The sequence below is a fragment of the Bradyrhizobium sp. RDI18 genome (assembly GCF_043203335.1).
In the GTDB taxonomy this organism is placed as follows: domain Bacteria; phylum Pseudomonadota; class Alphaproteobacteria; order Rhizobiales; family Xanthobacteraceae; genus Bradyrhizobium; species Bradyrhizobium retamae.
The window spans coordinates 4,073,688-4,094,137 of sequence record NZ_JBICRN010000008.1 but is presented as its reverse complement, the minus strand read 5'-3'; the positions used below and the strand labels follow the sequence as shown (position 1 = coordinate 4,094,137).

Annotated in this window: 18 protein-coding genes; 9 read left to right on the top strand and 9 right to left on the bottom strand. The window is 60.1% G+C overall.

Annotation, left to right across the window (positions count from 1 at the left end):
• Positions 1 to 70 precede the first annotated feature (70 nt).
• The 3 genes from ACFXS9_RS28840 to ACFXS9_RS28830 are packed head-to-tail and all read right to left on the bottom strand — an operon-like array spanning position 71 to position 2,443.
• Complete coding sequence (locus tag ACFXS9_RS28840; RefSeq protein WP_392694669.1) at positions 71 to 856, bottom strand: fumarylacetoacetate hydrolase family protein; 786 nt, start codon at positions 854 to 856, stop codon at positions 71 to 73.
• A 14-nt stretch (positions 857 to 870) separates the two neighbouring features.
• Positions 871 to 2,238: an LLM class flavin-dependent oxidoreductase gene (locus ACFXS9_RS28835; RefSeq protein ID WP_392694666.1), complete on the bottom strand. Its 1,368-nt coding sequence runs from the start codon at positions 2,236 to 2,238 to the stop codon at positions 871 to 873.
• A 31-nt stretch (positions 2,239 to 2,269) separates the two neighbouring features.
• A complete protein-coding gene (locus ACFXS9_RS28830; RefSeq protein WP_392694663.1) occupies positions 2,270 to 2,443 on the bottom strand; it encodes a hypothetical protein in 174 nt (57 codons plus the stop codon).
• Positions 2,444 to 2,822: 379 nt separating this feature from the next.
• Between ACFXS9_RS28830 and ACFXS9_RS28825 the strand changes: the two genes are divergently transcribed.
• Entirely contained in the window at positions 2,823 to 6,911 is a 4,089-nt protein-coding gene (locus ACFXS9_RS28825) for a GAF domain-containing protein (protein WP_392694660.1), read from the top strand.
• Here the strand turns inward: ACFXS9_RS28825 and ACFXS9_RS28820 are convergent.
• The 3 genes from ACFXS9_RS28820 to galE form a co-directional block, all read right to left on the bottom strand.
• Complete coding sequence (locus tag ACFXS9_RS28820) at positions 6,885 to 7,223, bottom strand: hypothetical protein (RefSeq protein ID WP_392694657.1); 339 nt, start codon at positions 7,221 to 7,223, stop codon at positions 6,885 to 6,887. The genes ACFXS9_RS28825 and ACFXS9_RS28820 overlap by 27 nt on opposite strands.
• A gap of 60 nt (positions 7,224 to 7,283) precedes the next feature.
• Complete coding sequence (locus ACFXS9_RS28815) at positions 7,284 to 7,523, bottom strand: DUF2171 domain-containing protein (RefSeq protein ID WP_057841461.1); 240 nt, start codon at positions 7,521 to 7,523, stop codon at positions 7,284 to 7,286.
• 122 nt (positions 7,524 to 7,645) lie between these two features.
• Entirely contained in the window at positions 7,646 to 8,656 is a 1,011-nt protein-coding gene (gene galE, locus ACFXS9_RS28810; protein WP_392694655.1) for a UDP-glucose 4-epimerase GalE, read from the bottom strand.
• A gap of 317 nt (positions 8,657 to 8,973) precedes the next feature.
• On the opposite strand from galE, the gene ACFXS9_RS28805 reads away from it, so the two are divergent.
• The 4 genes from ACFXS9_RS28805 (at position 8,974) to ACFXS9_RS28790 (ending at position 11,739) form a co-directional block, all read left to right on the top strand.
• Positions 8,974 to 9,375 carry a transposase gene (locus ACFXS9_RS28805; protein WP_392694652.1) on the top strand — a complete coding sequence of 134 codons (402 nt, stop codon included), beginning with the start codon at positions 8,974 to 8,976 and terminating at the stop codon, positions 9,373 to 9,375.
• The gene (locus ACFXS9_RS28800) at positions 9,372 to 10,229 is read left to right on the top strand and encodes an IS3 family transposase (protein ID WP_392694649.1); all 858 of its coding nucleotides are present in this window, start codon (positions 9,372 to 9,374) and stop codon (positions 10,227 to 10,229) included. The genes ACFXS9_RS28805 and ACFXS9_RS28800 overlap by 4 nt, the downstream gene beginning before the upstream one ends.
• 133 nt (positions 10,230 to 10,362) lie before the next feature.
• Entirely contained in the window at positions 10,363 to 11,379 is a 1,017-nt protein-coding gene (locus ACFXS9_RS28795; RefSeq protein WP_392700063.1) for a glycosyltransferase family 2 protein, read from the top strand.
• A gap of 168 nt (positions 11,380 to 11,547) precedes the next feature.
• Positions 11,548 to 11,739, top strand: coding sequence for a hypothetical protein (locus tag ACFXS9_RS28790; protein ID WP_334366689.1), 192 nt, complete (start codon positions 11,548 to 11,550; stop codon positions 11,737 to 11,739).
• Positions 11,740 to 11,870: 131 nt separating this feature from the next.
• Here ACFXS9_RS28790 and wrbA read toward each other — a convergent pair whose 3' ends face one another.
• The 3 genes from wrbA to ACFXS9_RS28775 form a co-directional block, all read right to left on the bottom strand.
• On the bottom strand, positions 11,871 to 12,470 hold the full coding sequence (gene wrbA, locus ACFXS9_RS28785) for an NAD(P)H:quinone oxidoreductase (RefSeq protein WP_392694646.1): 600 nt from the start codon (positions 12,468 to 12,470) through the stop codon (positions 11,871 to 11,873).
• A gap of 177 nt (positions 12,471 to 12,647) precedes the next feature.
• A complete protein-coding gene (locus ACFXS9_RS28780) occupies positions 12,648 to 13,346 on the bottom strand; it encodes a pirin family protein (RefSeq protein WP_392694643.1) in 699 nt (232 codons plus the stop codon).
• Positions 13,347 to 13,420: 74 nt separating this feature from the next.
• Entirely contained in the window at positions 13,421 to 14,173 is a 753-nt protein-coding gene (locus ACFXS9_RS28775; RefSeq protein ID WP_392694640.1) for an SDR family NAD(P)-dependent oxidoreductase, read from the bottom strand.
• 115 nt (positions 14,174 to 14,288) lie between these two features.
• Between ACFXS9_RS28775 and ACFXS9_RS28770 the strand changes: the two genes are divergently transcribed.
• The 4 genes from ACFXS9_RS28770 (at position 14,289) to ACFXS9_RS28755 (ending at position 20,433) form a co-directional block, all read left to right on the top strand.
• The gene (locus ACFXS9_RS28770; RefSeq protein ID WP_392694637.1) at positions 14,289 to 15,200 is read left to right on the top strand and encodes a LysR family transcriptional regulator; all 912 of its coding nucleotides are present in this window, start codon (positions 14,289 to 14,291) and stop codon (positions 15,198 to 15,200) included.
• A gap of 741 nt (positions 15,201 to 15,941) precedes the next feature.
• A complete protein-coding gene (locus ACFXS9_RS28765) occupies positions 15,942 to 16,400 on the top strand; it encodes a polyprenyl synthetase family protein (protein ID WP_392694634.1) in 459 nt (152 codons plus the stop codon).
• Between the two features lie 35 nt (positions 16,401 to 16,435).
• Positions 16,436 to 16,894 (top strand): polyprenyl synthetase family protein, encoded by a 459-nt coding sequence (locus ACFXS9_RS28760; RefSeq protein ID WP_392694631.1) that lies wholly within the window; start codon positions 16,436 to 16,438, stop codon positions 16,892 to 16,894.
• Between the two features lie 143 nt (positions 16,895 to 17,037).
• Positions 17,038 to 20,433, top strand: a complete 3,396-nt coding sequence (locus ACFXS9_RS28755; protein ID WP_392694628.1) for an ATP-binding protein — start codon at positions 17,038 to 17,040, stop codon at positions 20,431 to 20,433.
• The last annotated feature ends 17 nt before the right edge of the window (positions 20,434 to 20,450 follow it).

Genomic DNA, 20,450 nt, shown 5'->3' with positions numbered 1-20,450 from the left:
GCGACGCTTTCAATTTGAGCGGTTGTTTCAGTGTACGCTGACCGCCTGTCTGTCCTAATTTCTGACGACGTTAGACCTTCTCCTTCACAAGCCTGTTCCGCAACGTTCCGATGCCGGTGATGTCGATCTCGACGACATCGCCGGCTTTCAAATCCGGCGAGGCGCCGTCGGTGCCCATCCAGATCACGTCGCCCGGCGACAGCGTGAAATATTTGGAGAGTTCGACGAGGAACGGCACGATGCCGAAGATCATGTCGTTGGTGCGGAAGCGGCCGGTCTCCTTGCCGTTGACGCGGATCACGGTTTCCATCCTGTCGAGTTCGACGTCGGTTTCGATCCACGGGCCCATCGGCTTGAAGGTGTCGGCATTCTTGGAGCGCCACAGACTGCGGTCGGCCTTCTGCCAGGTGCGCTCGCTGACGTCGTTGCCGATCGTATAGCCGAACACGCAATCCATCGCGTTGGCTTCGGTGAGGTGTTTTGCCTTCTTGCCGATGACGACCACCAGTTCGCCCTCGTAATGAATCTTCTCGGTCGCGCTCGCGGGGATCACTACATCCTCATGATGGGCGATCAGCGCGTTCTGCGCGCGATAGCCGATCTCGGGCCGGTCGGGCACGTTCGGCGCCGTGCCGGCCTTGTCGGCGGCTTCCTTGAGGTGTTTGAGATAATTCAGCCCGACGCAATAGAAGGTGCGCGGGATCAGCGGCACCTCGATCTTGACGTCCTTCAGCGCATGCGACTGCGTTCCGCGCTGCCATTCGCCGAACGGATCGCCATCGACGGCGATCACGCGCTCACCCTCGACAATGCCCCAGGATGTCCTGCCGGCGGCGGTGAATTTGAGCCAACGCATGATTCTTCCTTTTCTTATTCGGCGGCAACCCGCGGCCGGGTTTTCCAGGCGCCGGCGGCAGGCCGCTTCAGGCCGAGATTGTCGCGCAGGGTCTTGCCGGCATAGTCCTTGTGAAACAGGCCGCGGCGCTGCAATTCCGGCACCACATGCTTGACGAAGTCGGCGTAGGAGCCCGGCACGATAGTGGCCGCGATGACAAAGCCGTCGCAGCCGCGCTCGACGAACATCTCTTCGAGTTTGTCCGCGATCTCCTTCGGGCCGCCGACGATCGCGTCCTGCACCTGGCCGCGGCCGGAGAAGGTGACGAAGTCGCGCGCGCTGGGATTGGTCTTGGCTGATGCCTTCAGCACGCCGTCGCGAATGCCGAGGATGCCCTGCATGCTCTTGAGCTCTTCCGATGTCAGCGGCTCATCGAGCGGCTTGGCGGCGAAGTCGAAGTTCAGCGCTTCCGCGAGCAGCGACAGTGCATCGATTTCCAGCGGCAGCTTGTTGATGACGGCCATCTTGTCCTCAGCCTCGGCCTTGGTCGCGCCGCAGACGGGGGTGGTGAGGTTGCAGAGAAACATCTGGTCGGGATCGCGGCCGGCCTTCGCCGCTTCGTTGCGGACCGCCGCATAGCCTTCCTTGGCGGCGGCCACATTGCGCGCCGCGGTGAAGATCACCTCGCCCCATCGCCCGGCAAAGCGCTGGCCGCGACCGGACGCGCCGGCCTGGATGATGACGGGATGGCCCTGCTCCGAGCGGGGCACGGTGAACGGCCCGCGCGACTTGAAGAATTGTCCCTTGTGGTCGAGCCGCTTCACCTTGGCCGGATCGGCGAAGCGGCCGCTCTTCTTGTCCGTGATCAAGGAGCCGTCTTCCCAGGTGTCCCAATGGCCGAGCACGACTTCCATGAACTCGTCCGCGCGATCGTAGCGGAAATCATGTTCGAGATGGGCGTCCTTGCCCATGTTGTGGGCCTCGCCGTCATTGAGCGAGGTAACGACGTTCCAGCCCGCGCGCCCGCCTGACATCAGGTCGAGGGTAGCGAAGCGGCGTGCGACGTCGAACGGTTCGTAATAGGTGGTCGAGCAGGTCGACCCTAGGCCGAGCTTCGTCGTGACCATGCCCATCGTGGTCAGCACGATCAGCGGGTCCATCTTCACGCAGCGGATGCCGTATTCGACGGTGTGGGCATGATCGTTGCCGTAGCGGTCGGGCATCGCCAGGCGGTCGTCGAAAAATGCCATGTGGAATTTGCCGGCTTCTAGGATCCGGGCGATCTCCTGGTAGTAGTCGGCCGACATCGGATCGTCGCGCGATTCCGGGTGCCGCCATGAACTCGGCAGGTTGGTGCAGTTCTGCGCCTGCAAAAATCCGACCAGCGCCATTTGCCGTGTCATGCCGTTCTCCTTGTGCGGACTGGTCTGGATTTCATTTCAGGTCGAGCTCAGCGATGAGCTTGCGATCCCCCGTGCGAGCATGGCCGGCGAGATTGGCGTTGATGCAGCCGACGGCGACCGCGCCGGCTTCCTCTTCAGTTGCACCGGCGGCCCTAAGCAGAGCCGCGCCGATTCGCGTGAGACGGTCGGCCTGGACCATCGGCATGGGAGTTTCCTCACCTTGAGCGCCCGCGCGAACCGCGGGTCGTGCTTGGTACCGGCATGCTCTCAAAGCGCCCGCGGCAGGGCAAGCGTGGAAATATCCTGTTAGCCATGCCGTCAGCACGGCCCTCACGTATCAGGATTGTCATCCTGCAAAATTCGAAGATTGCTGCAGCAGGTCCCGCATCCCGGCCGGCGCGCGCCGGCGGCATGGCTGACAAATCGTGAATGGGCCGTAGTTCTCCGGAGCAGCGTCGTTCACCGTTGGTCTGACGTTTACTCTGAATCGCAACTCCCGCCGCCAATAACGCGCATTTAGGCCTGTTGCACGCATAAAATCCACAAGGGGCAGCCCGGCGCTGCCGTCAGGGAGCTTGGGGAAGGTGAAGACCGACATCGCGCGCACACTCGCGGCGTTGAATGCGACCAACGAAGCGATTCTGTACGCCAAATCGCCCGAAGAACTGTATGCGAAGGTCTGCGAAGCCGCATTCTCGGTCGGCGACTTCCTGGCTGTTTCGGTCTTCCTGCTGGAGAGCGAAACCAATCTCCTGCGCTTCGCCGCCGGCTGCGGCGATGACGTGCCGCGCCTGCGCAGCATCAACATTTCGATCGTGGCCGGTACGCCAGAGGGGTCCGGGGTTGCCGGACACGCGTTTCGCGACCGGCGGGTATGCGTCAGCAATGATTTCCTGAACGATCCGCGCTCGCTGGCTTGGCGCGAGAGCGCCAGGGCCAACCAGGTGGGCGCGGCGGCAGCGCTGCCGCTGATCTGCAATGGCCAGAGCGTCGGCGTGTTGCTGGTCTCGCGGCGCGAGGCGCACTCGATCGACGCGCAGCTCGTATCGATGCTGGAGCGCGTCTCGGCAAACATTTCGTTTGCGCTCGACAATTTCGACCATGAAGCCGCGCGCAAGAACGGCGAGCGTGCGATGCGGCGGTTGAACCGGATGTTCGGCGCCATCAGCGCGACCAACGAAGCCATTCTTCGCGCCAAGACCGAACAGGATCTCTATCAGCGCGTTTGCGACGCCGCGGTATACAGCGGCAAATCCGCGGCCACGCTGGTCCTGCTCGCAGAGCCGGACTCGGTCTGGCTGAAGCCGGTCGCCGGGACAGGCACAATCGTCGAACAGATCATGCGAGCGCCGTTCTCGATCGACGCGGGCAACCCGTACGGAACGGGCGTCTGCGGCAAGGCATTCCGGACACAGCAGCCGGCCGTCAACAACAACATCCTCAGTTCGACACAGGGACAGCCCTGGCATCAGGCCGCCCGCGAGACGGGCGTTACCGCCTGCGTCGCCGCTCCCCTGATCAAGGCGGATGAGAGTATCGGCGTGCTGCTGTTCTTCGTCGGAAAGCTGTGGGCAGAGGACGAAGAGATCGTCGCGCTGATGGCGCGGATTGCGGAAAACGTCTCCTTCGCGCTGGAAAACTTCGAGCGCGCCAGCGAGAAGGCGCGGGCCGACGCCCAGAAAGAACGTCTGGCGCGCATGCTGGCGGCGCTCAGTGCGACCAACGAAGCTATCGTCCGCGCGACGTCGCGGGCCGAGCTGTTCGAACTGGTGTGCGAAGCTGCCGCAAACGGCGGACGGTTCAACTCGACCAGTATCCTGTTGGCCCGCCCCGACAGCTACGATATCGATCTGGTGGCCGTTGCAGGGCCGACGGCAAACAACATGCGGCGGGTCAAGGTCTCGACCAACGCGGATCTGCCTGAAGGGCGCGGTCTCTGCGGCAATGCGTTCCGCTCCAGGCGAGCTTGCATCGCAAACGACTTTCGGTCCGATCCGCGAGGATCGGCATTTCGTCAGTTCATTCACAGCGACGGTGCTATGTCGGGCGCTGCGTTTCCGCTGCTCGTTTCCGGTCAGCCCGTCGGCGTGATGTTCTTCATCTCGTCCGAGAAAGACACGTTCACGCCCGAATTTGCCGAGTTGTTGCAGCGGCTCACGGAGAATGTGTCGTTCGCGTTGGAAAATTTCGACCGTGCGGACGAGAAGGCGAGGACCGAAAGTCAGAAAGAGCGCCTGACGCGAATGTTCGCTGCTTTGAGCAGGACCAACGAAGCCATCATGCGGGCCAAGTCCCGCACGGAGCTCTTTGATCTCGTGTGCGAAGCTGCAGCAAATGGCGGCAGGTTCACGTCGGCCACCATTGCAATGGCAACTCCGGGCAGCGACCTTCTCGGGATCGTGGCCGCCTCCGGCCCGGCAGCCGAGACGACGCGGCACGTCAGGTTGTCGACGGATGAAAGCCGTCCCGAGGGACGTGGGCTCAGCGGAACGGCGTTCCGAACCAGGCGTCCATGCATCACCAATGATTATGTTAGCGACCAGCGCGTTGCCGCCTTCCAGGCCGTTGTAGGTAGCTATGGAGCTCAGTCGGGCGCCGCCTTTCCCCTCCTGGTGCATGACGAGCCAGTTGGCGTCATGATTTACATGTCCTTGGACAAGGACACTTTCACTCCCGAATTTTCGGAACTGCTGCAGCGATTGGCCGACAACGTATCTTTCGCGCTGGAGAATTTCGACCGCGCCGACGACAAGGCGAGGACCGAAATCCAGAAGGAGCGCCTGACGCGCATGCTGGCGGCGCTGAGCGCGACCAATGAGGCGATCATCCGCGCGACGTCGCGGGCGGAACTGTTCGATCTGGTGTGCGAGGCCGCGGCCGACGGCGGCAAGTTTACCCTGACTTCCATCGTGTTGACGAAACCCGACAGCGACTATCTCGACGTTGTCGCTGCCGCCGGTCCGACTGCCCTCAGCGCACGTCTGGCAAAGATATCGGCCAGTGAGGCCCACCCGGAGGGACGTGGGCTGTGCGGTCAGGCGATCCGTTCGCAGCGGGCCTGCATCATCAACGATTACCTCGCGGACCCCAATACCGAGGCGTTTCATCACAGCGCGCGTCTTGATGGGACGAATTCCGGCGCTTCATTCCCCCTGCTGGTGCATGGGAAAGCCGTCGGCGTGATGTCGTTCATGTCGCTCGAGAAGGATACGTTCACGCTCGAATTTGCCGAGTTGTTGCAGCGGCTCGTCGACAACGTGTCCTTTGCGCTGGAGAATTTCGACCGCGCGGATGAAAAGACCCGCGCGGACGAGCGGATCGAGTACCTGGCGTCGCACGACAGCCTGACCAACCTGCCGAACCGGGAAATGTTCAACGGCATGCTTCGCCGTGCGATCGACGCCGCCGCGCGCTACCAGCGGCAGTTTGCGCTGCTGTTCATCGACCTCGACAGGTTCAAGGTCATTAACGATTCGCTGGGGCATGACGCCGGCGACATGCTGCTGGTGGAAATCGGCGACAGGCTGCGCCGTGCGCTGCGCTCGAGCGATATCGTGGCGCGGCTCGGCGGCGACGAGTTCGTGGTCATTCTGGAGGAGGCGGCCGAGCGTCACGAGGTGGAGCGCATAGCCGGCGGGCTTCTCTCCGTATTGGGCCAGCCGCTGCAGCTCAGCGGTCACGAATGCCACACCACCGCTTCGATCGGGATCGCGATGTATCCGTCCGACGGCACCGACGTGCAAACGCTGACCAAGAACGCCGACATGGCGATGTATCTCGCCAAGGAGGACGGCAAGAACGGCTTTCGCTTCTTTACCAAGGAGATCAAGACACAGTCGATCGAGCGGCTGACGCTGGAAAGCGCGCTTCGCCGCGCGCTGGAACGCGACCAGTTCTCGCTGCATTATCAGCCGAAGATCGACATGGCGAGCGGCCAGATCACCGGCGTCGAGGCGCTACTGCGCTGGGTACACCCCGAACTCGGCACCGTCTCCCCGGGACAATTCATCCCCCTCGCCGAAGAAACCGGCCTGATCGTTCCGATCGGCTGCTGGGTGCTCAAGGAAGCCTGCGCGCAGAACATGGCCTGGCAGCGCCGTGGCCTGCGGCCGGTGACGATGGCGGTCAACCTGTCGCCGCGGCAATTCGCCGATCCGCATCTGTTGCATGATGTCGACGAGGCGCTTTTGGCAAGCGGCATGTCGCCGGTTCTGCTGCAGCTTGAAGTCACCGAAAGCATGGTGATGCGGAATGTCTCGCGCGCGATCAAGGTGCTCGACGCGATCCAGAGCCGCGGCATTCGGCTTGCGATCGACGATTTCGGGACCGGCTATTCGTCGATGTCGCTGATGAAGCAGTTCCCGATCGATACCATCAAGATCGATCGCTCTTTCATTCGCGACCTGCCTGTCGATTCCGAAGACCAGGCCATTGCGCAGGCGATCATCAGCATGGGCAAGGCGCTTGGCATGACCGTCATTGCGGAGGGTGTCGAGACCGTCGAGCAGGAGGTGTTTCTGCGCAATCACGCCTGCGACGAGATGCAGGGATTTCTGTTCTCCAAGCCGCTGCCTGCAAAGCAGATGGCTGATCTGCTCCGGGCCGAACCGCGGCTCGCCTCGCCGCCGCTGCAGCCGGAAGCCGGGTCAGGGTTGGAACGCACCGTCGTCTGACGGCTGCGGGTGCAGCTCACGCGCGAGCTTGGTGTCCGAAGCCTTGCGAGGAAAGTCGTCGGGCCAGGGCAGGGTCGTCTGTCCCGCGATGGCTTTGAGGAGGAGTTCTGCCGCGGCGGCATATGTCGCCTGGTTGGGCAGGCCAAGCTCGGCACACCATTCCGCCGGCAAGGATTGCGGCGCACTGCGCAACTCCATCGCCGGTCCCCACCACCATGCCGGGGCGGGCGATCGTTCGGTTTCGGGAACAGCCCGCCAGCGTGCATACTCGCCGATCAAGCGTTCGAACTGCAATCGCGCCGCCGGATGCATCTCATCTCCTGTCATCAGATGATATCCACATCCGCACGCGGCGCAATGCGTGTCAGCCGGTCACTGCCGGCCGTGCTGCCAGTGCGCGGTCACATCCGCGCCCGATTTATTGAGATGCACGTGCTGATCGACGTGATCAACCCATGACACCGGAATGAAGTGGTGATGCTCACCATCAGGCGAGCTCTGCTTGGTCAGCTTGATCTTGTCGGGTCCTTCCAGATGATCGACCTTTCCGACCGTCTTCCTGTCCGACGAGATGACGTCCATGTGTTCCTTGATCTGCGCGGTAACAGCCATGTTCTACATCCCTAAGCTGGTTGAGAACATAAAAACGCGCCGCACCCAGAATAGTTGCCTGCGGCGATGTCGGGGTTACTTCTCTTCTTCCGCCGTTGAGGTCGGCGGACCTTCGCCCATGATCAATCGCGACCAGGCGCACCCGTCTTCAGCGGGTGAGCCTTCTTGTGCCAGGCCCAGGCGGTACGGATGATCGTGGCCAGATCCGAATGGGCGGGACGGAAGTTCAACGTCGCGCGTGCGGCGGAGGGATCGGCGACCAGATAGGTTGGATCGCCTGGTCGGCGGGGCTTGACGACATGCGGGACTTCGCGGCCGGTCTCGGCGGCGATCGCCGCGAGGATTTCGCGCACCGAAAAGCCGTTGCCGGTGCCGAGATTGAAGGCTCCGCCGGTATGCCCCTGCAGCAGAAGCTCGAGCGCAAGCACGTGGGCAGCCGCCAGATCGGTCACGTGGATGTAGTCGCGGATCGCCGTCCCGTCGGGTGTGTCGTAATCGTCACCGAACACGGCGAAATCGGGCACGTGTCCCTGCAGCGCCATCATCGCGCGGGGGATGAGGTGGGTTTCCACCTCGCGCAATTCGCCGATGCCGCCGGCAGGGTCGGCGCCAGCGGCGTTGAAGTAGCGCAGTGCGAACGAGCCGAAGCCATAGGCTATGCGATAATCCGCCAGCACGCGCTCGATCATCCATTTCGAGGCGCCGTAGGGGTTGATCGGCGCGCTGGGATAATCCTCGCGCAGTGCGTTGCTGTCGGCGTTGCCATAGACTGCGCCGGTCGATGAAAACACCAGGCGGTTGCAGCCGGCGGCGCGCATGGTCTCGAGCAGCGACAGCGTGCCGGCGAGATTGTTGACGTAGTATTTCTGCGGATCGGCAACGGATTCGCCGACCAGGCTCGACGCAGCGAAGTGCATGACCGCCGCGATGTCATGCTCGGCAAAGGTCCGCGCCAGCGTCGCCCTGTCGGCGATGTCGCCGACCACCAGCGTGCCCGCCGCAAAGCTGCGATGGCCGGTCGAAAGATTGTCGTAGACGACGGGCTGGTAGCCCGCCTGATCCAACGCCCTGCAGCAATGCGAGCCGATATAGCCCGCACCGCCGGTGACGAGAATGGTTGGACGGCTGCTCATCGGTTTTGTGCCCCGCCGATGTCTCTCGATCGGCTCCTGTTCAGCAACAGATAAGGCGCTCGCGGATTGGTGGTCAATAGCGCCAGAAGGGGCGGCGCGGCTCCAGCCAGATGCGCGGATTAACCCCATCCATTAACCGTCGCCGGAATTCGGTGCGTCACGTTTCGCTGCCGGATCGGTTTTTGCACCACCGTGCGCGTTACGTCCGCAAGGACGGGATAATCCCTGAGCGAGCGGCTTTATCGAGACGGAAGTGGACTGCACCCCTGGAATGAGACACGATAATTTCTATGACAGGCTCATTTTGAGGATGACCTGTGGCAGCAAGCGCAAAGAACCGTCAGTATCCGACGGCGTACAAATTGAAGGCGATCAAGCGTGCGGAAGGTGGCGAAGGCGTTCTGCCTGTGGCCCGCGAGCTTGGGATATCGCGCAAGCTCCTTCATGACTGGATCAAGGCGTGGAAGGCCCATGGGCCTGAGGGGCTGAACCGCAAGCGCGGGCCGAAGCCTGGTCCCCGCAAGCTCAAGCCGTTGCAGCCGGAGGCAAACAAGCGCTCTGCACTCGCCCGGGCGAACGCGCGCATCGCCGAGCTTGAACGGCTGGTGGGCCGCCAGCAGATGGATATCGATTTTTTTCGAAAAGCCTTGCGCGCAATGGAGCGGCCGGCAACGCAAGGCAAACCCGCATCCGCATCATCGAAGTCATCGAAGCCATGACGCTCGAGGCCGCCGGGTCGCACGCCGATGTGCAGCACCTGTGCAGGCTCGCAGGCCTGCCGCGCGCGACCTATTACCGGCACCTTGCCGGACGCGACGATGAAGCCGGTGAGTGCGAGTTGCGCGATATGATCCAGCGAATCTGTCTCAAGCACCGCTTCTATGGCTATCGGCGGGTGACAGCGACCCTCAGGCGGCAGGGCATGGTGGTGAATGGCAAGAAAATACAGCGGCTTATGCGCGAGGACAATCTCCTGGCCCAGCGCAAGGCACCGTTCCTGAAGCCACCTGCTGAGAGGCCTTCGGCCTTTCTCATCGTGCCCAATCTGGTGCGCGGCCTCGTGCCGTCGGCGCCGGATCAGATCTGGGTCGCCGACATCACCTATGTGCATCTCGCCAGAGCCTTCGTCTATCTTGCCGTCATTCTCGACGCCTTCTCGCGCAAAGCCGTCGGCTGGGCTTTGGAGAACACGCTCGATGCCTCGCTCGCCATCGCCGCGCTGGACACAGCCCTCGAAGCCCGAAAGCCGCAATCCGGCAGCCTGATCCATCACTCCGATCGCGGCGTGCAATACGCCTCCATCGCCTATCGCCAGAGGCTCGCTGAATACGACATCACCATCAGCATGAGCAGGCCGGGCAATCCCTTCGACAACGCCAAGGCCGAAAGCTTCATGAAGACGCTGAAGATGGAGGAGATCAACGGCAGGGCCTTCGCTGACATCAGAGACGCCCGCCGTCGCATCAATGGCTTCATCGCAGAGGTCTACAACAAAGATCGGCTGCACTCGGCGCTCGGATACCAATCACCGCTTGAGTTCGAAACCGCGTTCGCGCAAAACAAAGCACGATAACGCATCATGGCAACCGCACTGTCACAGAAATTATCGTGTCTCATTCCAGGGGTGCAGTCCAGAAGTGTCCCGGAATTAATCCGGCAATCCCGTTTCGAGACGATGAGACATATTCGTGAACGACCAGACTTTCATGGCAGAGAGCTCGATCGGCGATATCAGGATGGGCCGGCCTGATCCGGCGGTCAGGGCTCTGCGTGCGCTGGTGGCGGCTTCACCGGCGCTCGATCCAGGAATCGAAACGGTAGTTTGTATCCCCTGTTTTCGCCGTCCCAAATACCTGCGCCGGACGCTGCAGTCGCTTGCCGTTCAGCGCACCAGCCGCCGCTTCGCCGTCGTGATGGTGGAGAACGATGCATCGCGGAGCGCGAGCGTGCCGGTTGCCGCCGAATACCTCGCGTCGGGGAAATTCGCAGGCCTGTGCGTGATCGAGCCGCGGCAGGGAAATTGCTATGCGATCAATGCCGCCTTCGAGACGGCGCTGCAGATGTTCCCGCTGGCAACCAGCTTCCTGATGATCGACGATGACGAAATCGCTTCGCCGGACTGGCTGGAGCAGATGGTCGGGACTGCGGAGGCGACCGGCGCTGACATCGTCGGCGGGCCGGTATTCCCTGAATTCGACGACGAACGGAAGCGTGGGCTGCGGCGCCATCCCGCTTTTGCACCGGCCTACGACGCCTCAGGTCCAGTGCCGGTTATCTATCGCTCCGGCAATTGCCTGATCCGGCGCGCGGTGTTTGATCGGTTGGGCATGCCGGCATTCGACCTCTGTTTCAATTTTCTCGGCGGCGGAGACACCGATTTTTTCTACCGCTGTAAGAGACTCGGCTTGCGGTTTCATTGGGCGGCCGAAGCCGCGATCAGCGCGACCGTGCCGCAAAGCCGGACCAGCCTGAAATGGCTGGCGATGTGGGGCCTCCAGATCGGGGCCATCAATTATCACGTCCAGCGCAAGGCGACGCCGACGTTCGGGTTGCGGGCGAAGCTGACGGCCAAACTGCTGGCTGCCTTGCCGCTTTCGCTCGGCTATGCCGTGCACGCAGTCTTCACCGAGCGTGAGTGGACCATTGCCATGCATCCCGTCACGGTGGCGATCGGCAGCCTGCTGGCCGCGTTCGGCCTCGAGCCGCAGCCCTACAAGAGCTGACACATTGTTGCCGCACGGGAACTGGCGTGCAAATCTGCAACACGTGCCAGGAATATGCAGCCGTTCATCGTGTGTTCGCGAGAGTTGATGATCGGCTTGGCCGCGCGCGCGTATGCTGCGCTTCGGGTGATGGGCTACTCGTGAATTACTGCCGTGGGGAGAGCCAACATGCCAGCCTATATTCATCATGATGGCATTGAGCCGGGTTTCGTCCTTTGTCCGAGCTGTGTCGGACTTCCGATGTATGTGCGCGACGTCGAACCGCATTGGAGCCAGGCCAAAATTGACTTCACCTATGAATGCGCCGATTGCGGCGCCGAAGTTCGCCAGACCATTATGAAGCCGCAACTGCGGCATTAGTGGCAGTTCGTAGGGTGGGCAAAGTTTCGCAAAGCGAAGCGTGCCCACCATTCTCGATCTCGACACCTGTGATGGTGGGCACGGCGCGAAGTGCGCCTTTGCCCACCCTACAGCACTGAGCGATCGTCGCATCAGCCATGCAGCTTGTTCGCGGTCTCCGCGATCACGCGCCCCTGATAACGCGCGCCGGCGAGTTCGTTTTCGCTCGGCTGACGGCTGCCGTCGCCGCCGGTGATCGTGGTGGCGCCATAGGGCGCGCCGCCGGTGATTTCGTCGAGCTTCATCTGGCCGGCAAAGCCGTAGTTCAGGCCGACGACCGTCATGCCGAAGTGCAAGAGATTGGTGATGATCGAAAACAGCGTGGTTTCCTGCCCGCCATGCTGGGTTGCCGTTGCGGTAAAGGCACCGCCGACCTTGCCGTGGAGCGCGCCCTTGGCCCAGAGGCCACCGGCCTGGTCGAGGAAGTTCGCCATCTGCGACGTCATACGGCCGAAGCGAGTGCCGGTGCCGATGACGATCGCGTCGTAATTGGCGAGGTCCTCGATTTTTGCGATCGGCGCGGCCTGATCGAGCTTGTAATGCGAGGCCCTGGCGACCGCTTCAGGCACGAGCTCCGGCACGCGCTTGATGTCGACGGTGGCGCCGGCCTTGCGCGCGCCTTCGGCTACGGCATTCGCCATCGCCTCGATGTGACCGTAAGCGGAATAATAGAGCACGAGTACTTTGGCCATGGTGGTTGTCCTTTGGGTTCGTAAATGTGTGTTGTTGATTTTTGGGTGTCATTGCCGGGTTTGACCCGGCAATCCATCGCCTTCGCAAGGAGTCTCGCGAAGAAGGATGGATGCCCGGGTCATCTAGCGCGAAGACGCGCTTCGCGCTTCTGCCCGGCATGACGAGCGGTGATTGCGCTACGCGGCGTCGACCAGCACCAGTTCGGAATCTTCCAGCGCGGTAATCGTCAGCTTCGCCTCGTCGCGGATCGCAGCACCGTCACGGGCATTGACGCGCACGCCGTTGACTTCGACGCTGCCGGCCGCCGGCACGAGATAGAGGTGACGCGCCTTCGCCGGCTCGTACGCCGCGCTCTCGCCCGCCTTCAGCGTGGTGGCGAGCACCCGCGCATCGGCGCGGATCGGCAGCGCATCCCTGTCGCCGGCAATGCCGCTGGCGATGGTGACGAGCTTGCCGGAGCGATCCGACTTCGGAAACGGTTTGGCGCCCCAGGTCGGCTGGCCACCTCTCGTCGTCGGCTCGATCCAGATCTGGAAGATCTTGGTCTTGCTCGGCTCCAGATTGTACTCGGAGTGACGAATGCCGCTCCCGGCGCTCATCACCTGCACGTCGCCGGCTTCGGTCCGGCCCTTGTTGCCGAGCGAGTCCTGGTGCGTGATCGCGCCTTCGCGGACATAGGTGATGATTTCCATGTTGGCGTGGGGATGGGCGGGAAAGCCGGTGTTCGGCGCGATCTCGTCATCGTTCCACACCCGCAACGCGCCGTGGCCCATATTGTCGAGGTCGTAATGGCTGCCGAACGAGAAGTGATGTTTTGCCTTCAGCCAGCCGTGATCGGCGCTGGCGAGTTTTGCAAATGGTCTGAGTTCGATCATGGGATATTCCTTTCGTTGAAAGTTTTTTGAATTAAATGGCCGGGCCGCATGCGCCCGGCCGCGCTGGATTTGAGTTACGCGCCGAAGCCGCCATCGACATTGAGCACCGTGCCAGTCACGAACGACGCTTCAGGGCTCGCGAGGAAGACCACGCCGGCTGCGATCTCTTCCGGCTTTCCGAAGCGCTGCAGCGCGTGCTGCTTGCGCTGGAGGTCGGCGAAGTCGCGGTCGTCGTCCGGATTCAAGTCGGTGTCGATCGATCCCGGCTGCAGCACGTTGACAGTGATGCCGCGTGTGCCGAGGTCGCGCGCCGCGCCCTTGGTGTAGCCGACGACGGCAGCCTTGGTGGCGGCGTAATCGGCAAGGCCAGGGAATGAGGCGCGGGTCGCGATATCGGAGCCGATCGTGACGATGCGGCCGCCTTCGCCCATCAGCTTCGCCGCCGCGCGGATCGCGGTGATGACACCATCGACGTTCACGGCACTCTGCCGGGCCAATGCCGCAGTATCGGCATTGGGATCATCGACCGCGCCGCCGACAGCAACGCCGGCGTTGTTGACGAGGATGTCGAGCCGGCCAAAATCCTTCACGACGTTCTTCACCAGTTGGTCGACATCGGCAGAGGATGCCTGATCGGCCTTATAAGCGCGGGCGTTGACGCCCTTGGCCTTCAGCTCGGCGACGACGGCCTCGGCCTTGTCGGGAGAAGCGACGTAGCTGATGGCGACATTGGCACCCTCGGCGGCGAGGGCGCGCGCAGACGCCGCGCCGATGCCGCGCGAACCGCCGGTGACGAGGGCTACCTTGCCTGAGAGCTTCTTGGTCATTGGATTTCTCCGTTGCTCGAATTCCGATGGCCATTGGATATGCCTCCCGCCGTGGTATAGAAATAGAAACTATTGAAACTCATTGTTTCTAAAAACGGCCTTGGAGGTGATCCGAATGTCCAAGCTCCCGGATTTCGAGGCGTTGGCGATTTTTGCAAAAGTCGTGGAATTACGGTCGTTTGCGGCAGCCGCGACCGAGCTGGCGCTGTCCAAGGCCACGGTGTCGAAGGCCGTCAGCCGGCTGGAGCAGCGGCTCGGCGCTCGGCTGTTCAACCGCACCTCGCGGCGGCTGGCGCTGACCGATGCCGGGCAAAGGCTCGCCGAGCGCGCCGCGCGCCTGCTCGCCGACGGCGAGGACGCCGAGAACGAAGCCTTGTCGCAATCGATGGCGCCGCGCGGATTGGTGCGGCTCGCGGTGCCGATGACGTTCGGCGTGAAAGCCGTTGCGCCGATCTTGCCAGAATTTCTCACAGCCTTCCCGGAAGTCTCGATCGATCTTCACCTGAGCGACGCGACGGTTGATCTGATCGGCGAAGGTTTCGATGCCGGCCTGCGCATCGCGCGCCTGCCGGACTCGTCGCTGATAGCGCGACGGCTCTGCGCGATGCCGCGCTACACGGTCGCGGCGCCGTCCTATCTCAAGCGCCATGGCAGGCCGACGCATCCGATGCATCTGGCGGAGCATAAATGCTTCGGCTACGCCTATCTCTCGACAGCCGGCGTCTGGCACTACACCAATGCGTCTGGCGAGGAGGCCAGCGTGCGGCCCGCAGGCCAGCTCCGCGTCAACAATGGCGAGGCGCTGTTGCCGTCCGTCACCGCCGGCCTCGGCATCGCCGATTTGCCGGACTTCATTGTCGGCGACGCCATTGCCTCCGGCGAGGTCGAAGTGATCCTGAAAGGCTGGCACCAGCCCGAAGGCGCGGTGCACCTGGTGACGCCGCCCGGTGGCCCAAGGCCTGCGCGCGTCGAAGTGCTGGCGGAGTTTCTGGCAAAACATTTTGCGAAAGCGAAGAGACGGAAGTAGGCCGCCGCGCACAGCATGCATCCAGCTACGCCCTTCGGACGCGTTGGCTTATTGAAAGTAAAGGGATTTTCCCGAACGGCGAATCTCAAGAAACTCAAAGAGCAATCAACCGCGGATCACTACCGAGAAAATATCGGCCCTCTCGTTCGGCGCCCATTTTCGGGGTGTCAGAACGGGACGAAAGCGCTAGCGGAATACATTCCATGGTTGCTTTTGTTGCGGACCGAGATCAAGCTGGTCAAACTTTTCGTGTCTTCGAATTTAAATTGGAGAGCCAACCGCTCCCGATGAGGAGACGACGGTAATGACTGTGGTTGATGAAGATTCGCTGAAAAAGGATAGCTTTGGCCTCTCAACCGCTCGAAGGTTGAATCATTTTCAGATTGAAACAGACCCTATTTTCAAGGCTGGAGTCATTTTGGCGGGTGCACACCTGCAATGCCTCCTTAGCAGCGCAAGGTTTACGTTAAGAGCGACTCACAGACTGGCTAGAGCACAAGTAAGGCTGCTAGGCCAAAGCAAGCCTTCAGAGCCGCGGGACCTGCCTCAGCACCTTCGTATGATCGACGAAGCCAGAAGCTCCTTGGGCGAGATTGTCGAAATAGCATCTGAGGAATGCCGACATCTGCAAGCCAAGCTTCAAGAGCTGCAAAGCAGCACGCGAGGTCTAGCCACCCGGGCAAGCGCTTCTGAAGGCCCTTACAAGCGACGTTGGAAAGCAAAATCGTAGGGGGAGGTACGTTGTCACCCAAATCGGATACCGAGGCGGAGTTTGCGGCAGCGGACGCAGAAATTGGCACCGCGCTTGGCTTTGCGGCAGAACTGAAACAGCTACAATCGTCCATTGCCCGATGGGTTGATGAACGCAACCAGGAAATGGACGATTGTTTGAAATGGCAATTTACAGGCAAATCAAAGTACTTCAGGCCTGTTACAGTTTTTGCCTGCTTCAGCGCTATGAACAATAAACCCATCGGTGCCGAGGAGCAAACATCGGCTTTGGTCATAGAGCTCATTCACAATATGACTCTGATTATAGACGACATCTTGGACAAATCAGAATATCGCCGCGGCAAATTAACCCTGCACTGCAAGTTTGGATTACTGCCCGCGCTAATGACCGCGGGTTATATCGTCTCCGAAGCATATCGAATTGTTCGTTCACGGCCAGGTTCAATTGCGCTTTGTCTGAGCTCATAGGGCGCCTCGGCGTAGCGGAGTGTTTCCAGTGGAGAGTGCGCAGCCAACCACTGGGACTCGAGGATTGGCGGCAGATTGCCCGCGAAGATACGGGATCCATGTTCGAAGCTTGTGCTTGTCTTGGAAGTGGCGGAGAAGCCCTGAGGCGTTATGGTAATTTGTTAGGCATGCTCTACCATGGCTGCGATGACGTAGCTGATGTTAGAGGAGTCGAGGCGTTGGGCGGCGGAGGTGATGACGACATACGGGACGGCATATTGACGCTTCCTGCTGCCATCGCGATCAGAGATCCCAAAATCTCTGCCATCTTTTGCGCATCAGACCAACGAAGGCGCGAAGAACTTGCTACTGCATTTCAGGCGGCCTTACCTGAGGCCGAACAGATTCTCGACCAAATAGCTGCCGATGCGCGCCGTGAAGCAACCAAGAATTCTTCATATCCTCAGGTCCTACTCGCGTTAGTCGACTACACACGGGGTTTGTCACGCCGATGATCTCAGCGGATTGGAGCCTTTAGATAATGTTCTGAACGTTGACTTGGATGCGAGCTCAACATGCTGACTTTGCGGACTGATTACTCAGCGATGGCGTAGAGGTACACGTTAACGTTCTCTCCCGATAAAATGAGGGTTGAGAGATGAGCGACATCAGAGCTTGGCTTGCGACACTGGGGCTGGTTCAGCACTCGCGCGTATTTCTGGATCATGGGATCAGTTGCGATAAGCTAAGCTCCTTGACTGAAACTGATCTTGAAGCGATCGGTATTCCCAGCGAGCACCGGAAGCAAATGCTCGCCTTCGTCCGGACACAACAGGACTCGCCCCGATCGATCACGCCGCAGGACGAGCCCGGCTCCTCGATCTATGAAGACACTCAACTTAGGGCCGCTGAGCGCCGAATAGTAACCATTCTCTTCGTTGATATCGTTGATTCTACTACGCTTGCTCGTCGATTGGATCCGGAGGATCTTGCGCGACTACTGAATTCTTTCCACGAAATCTGCGGCAGCATCGTGAAGCGATTCGGCGGCTGCATAGCAAAAGACCTCGGCGATGGCATAAGCGCGTATTTTGGTTGGCCCGAGTCTCACGAGCAGGATGCGGAACGTGCTGTTGTGGCCGCCCTCGAAATCATCAAATCGGTGAAAGCCATATCCAATCCGGCGAGGACACCTATCCAGGTGCATGTGGGTATTGCAACCGGCGATGTTGTGGTCGCCAACGTCATTCGACGAACAAGTCTGTTGGTTCACGAAGTATTCGGCGAGCTTCCCAGCCTTGCAGCACGACTGCAAACCTCCAGCCCTCCCGACGCGATAATCGTTTCATCCGAAACACACCGACTTATTCGCCACAAGTTCGTGTGCGTGGATGCAGGCAGAAGGCGACTAAAAGGCTTTAATGCGCTTGTCCAGCTGCATCGGGTCATTGGCCCTCGTGGCCTCCCGTTGAACTTCGACGTACGGAGGGCGGCTGGGCTCACACCATTAATTGGCAGGCGTTCAGAGCTCGAATTCATACGAGGGCTTTGGGAAGACGCAAAGGCAGGACATGGCAGAGTAGCCGTACTCACCGGCGAGCCTGGCATTGGCAAGTCCCGCCTGTGTGACGAAGCACATTCATCACTGGCGGAGCACGAAAGCGTCCTATTTCAATGCTCGCCACTGCACAAAGATGTCCCGCTCTATCCTGTTATGAGGTCGATCGCACGGCTAGCGGGATTATCCGACCAGGATACGCCTGAAGATATTATGAGAAAGCTAGCGTGTCTGTTTAAGGCCGACGGCACGCAGGACTCTGAAGTGATTACGTTGCTCGGCACTCATTTGGGGGCTTCAAAGGAAGGCGGAGCCACACAAGACATTCCTATTGCTGCAAGGCTTAAGCGGCGCAGAATGATGCTCAATGCATTCATAATCAAATTTTTCATTACACTTGCGGAGGGCAATCCTGTTCTGATTGTATTCGAGGATCTCCATTGGATGGATCCTACAACCGCAGAGTTTCTAGACCTGCTGATAGACGAGGCCCCGAGGCATTCGATCTTGATAATCTGCACATCAAGATCGGATTTCTCGGTGCCATGGACCAACGCAGAGCACGTAATACTAGACCGATTGACGAAATCAGAAGCCGCGCAGTTTGTCCGTACGTTCGCATCCGACACATGGCTGGCGGATGACCTGGTTTTGAAGCTCGTTGAGCGCTCAGATGGCAATCCTCTTTATATCGAGGAGCTTACAGCTGCTGTTCTTAGGAGCCGCCCATCAGCAGGACCAACTCTGTCGTTAGAACATCTTGACTCAAGCGGCAGCAACATTCCTTCCAGCCTACAAGAATCGCTGCTTGCACGAATCGATCGCGCATCTGCCGAAGCAAAGGAGTTGATCCAAGTCTGCGCGGTCATCGGTCGACGATTTTCTTATCGGCAGCTTCTGGCGGTCACTGGAATCGAAGAACAGAAACTCAACAAATCCTTGGATGAGTTGCTTCAAGAGCGACTGCTTCATCTGGTTGGAAAAGCAACCGACGTAGAATACTCGTTTAAGCACGCTCTCATACAAGCGACGGCTTATTCCATGATCTTGAGGCAAAAGCGGCAGCAACTGCATTTGAAATGCGCGCAGGCACTGGAATCACAGTTTCCGTCCGCTTGCCAACAAGAACCCGGAGTTCTCGGCCTTCACTACGAGAATGCAAACCATATGCAGGCAGCCGTCCCTTACATTCTCGCTGCAGCAAGGTCGGCTATCGATCGATCCGCATTGCAAGAGGCCACCGCATACTTACATAGAGGTCTCAGGCTCTTGGAATCTCTACCGCCCTCTAGGGAGCGGGACGCACAAGAGCTGAGCTTCAGAAGCGCGCTAGGTCGAGTTTGCATCTTCGGTAAAGGGTGGGCCGATCAGTCAGTTAAGAACCAGTATGAGCGCGCACTCTTTCTTGCAAAGCAGGTGGGAAGTAGGAAAGATGAAGTGCCCTTGGAATGGGCATTAACAACGTACTTTCTCCTTCGAGGCGAGATACAAAAATCGATAGATGGCGGCAAACGCGTTCTAGGCCTAGCCGAGCTTGCTGATGACGACGACCTCCGTCATGTGGCTCATTCAGCCTTGGCGATATACGAGTTTTATGGCGGAAACTTTATCGACGCCATCGCTCACAAGGACGAGGCGTTGCGCTACCATCATCAGCACGCTAGTGAAGCGCTGCAGAAAACGTTTGGAACGGACCGTCGCCTGCAGGCGCTGCGGGGTGCTGCACTGTCCTACTGGTGTGTAGGCGAGCACCGACTTGCGGTTAAGTTGGATGAAGAACAGCGTCAGAGTGCTATTGACCGTCCTTTCGATTACACTTACGCGCTGACCATTAGCTGCATCTTTCACAGTCTCGGCCGAAATGCCAGCAGGATGCGCTCGTTTGCAGAGAGCGCGATTACGATTGCCCAAGAGCAGGGCTTCGGCTTTCTGGAGTCTAACGCCGCGAACTTTCGCGCGATGGCCCTTTCGATCGAGAATCCGACGGAGGAAATGCTCAGGCAGACCCAGGACGTTTTTGAAGAATATCGACAAGCTGGCAACCGCATGGGCACTTCGTCCATGCTCGGCATCGTCGCAGAACTTTACGGCAAAATTGATCTTCCAGGGCACGGGTTGGCTTGTGTCGAACGGGCCCTGAACTATGCAAGGCGTTCTGGAGAGAAATTTGCCTATTCAGACCTGTTCCGAGTAAAGGGCGTCTTGCTCGCATCTCTTCAGAGAAAAGAAGAGGCTAAGAAATGCCTATCGAGGGCTCTCCAGATCGCGAGAAAACAACGAGCAAAGACGTGGGAGTTATTAGCAGCGGTTTCCATGGCACGTCCGCTACTTGAAGAAGGCAACTTTGTTGGATGCAAAGTCCTGCTCGAGCCGCTGTGCAATCAGTTCGACGGATCGGAATTCGTCACGGAACATTTGATCCAAGCGCACGCATTATTGAAGGAATGCCAGTACGTGAGTCCCGGTGCCGCGAGGCCGACTAGTCAAATCCAGTGAACCAACTTTTATAAGGT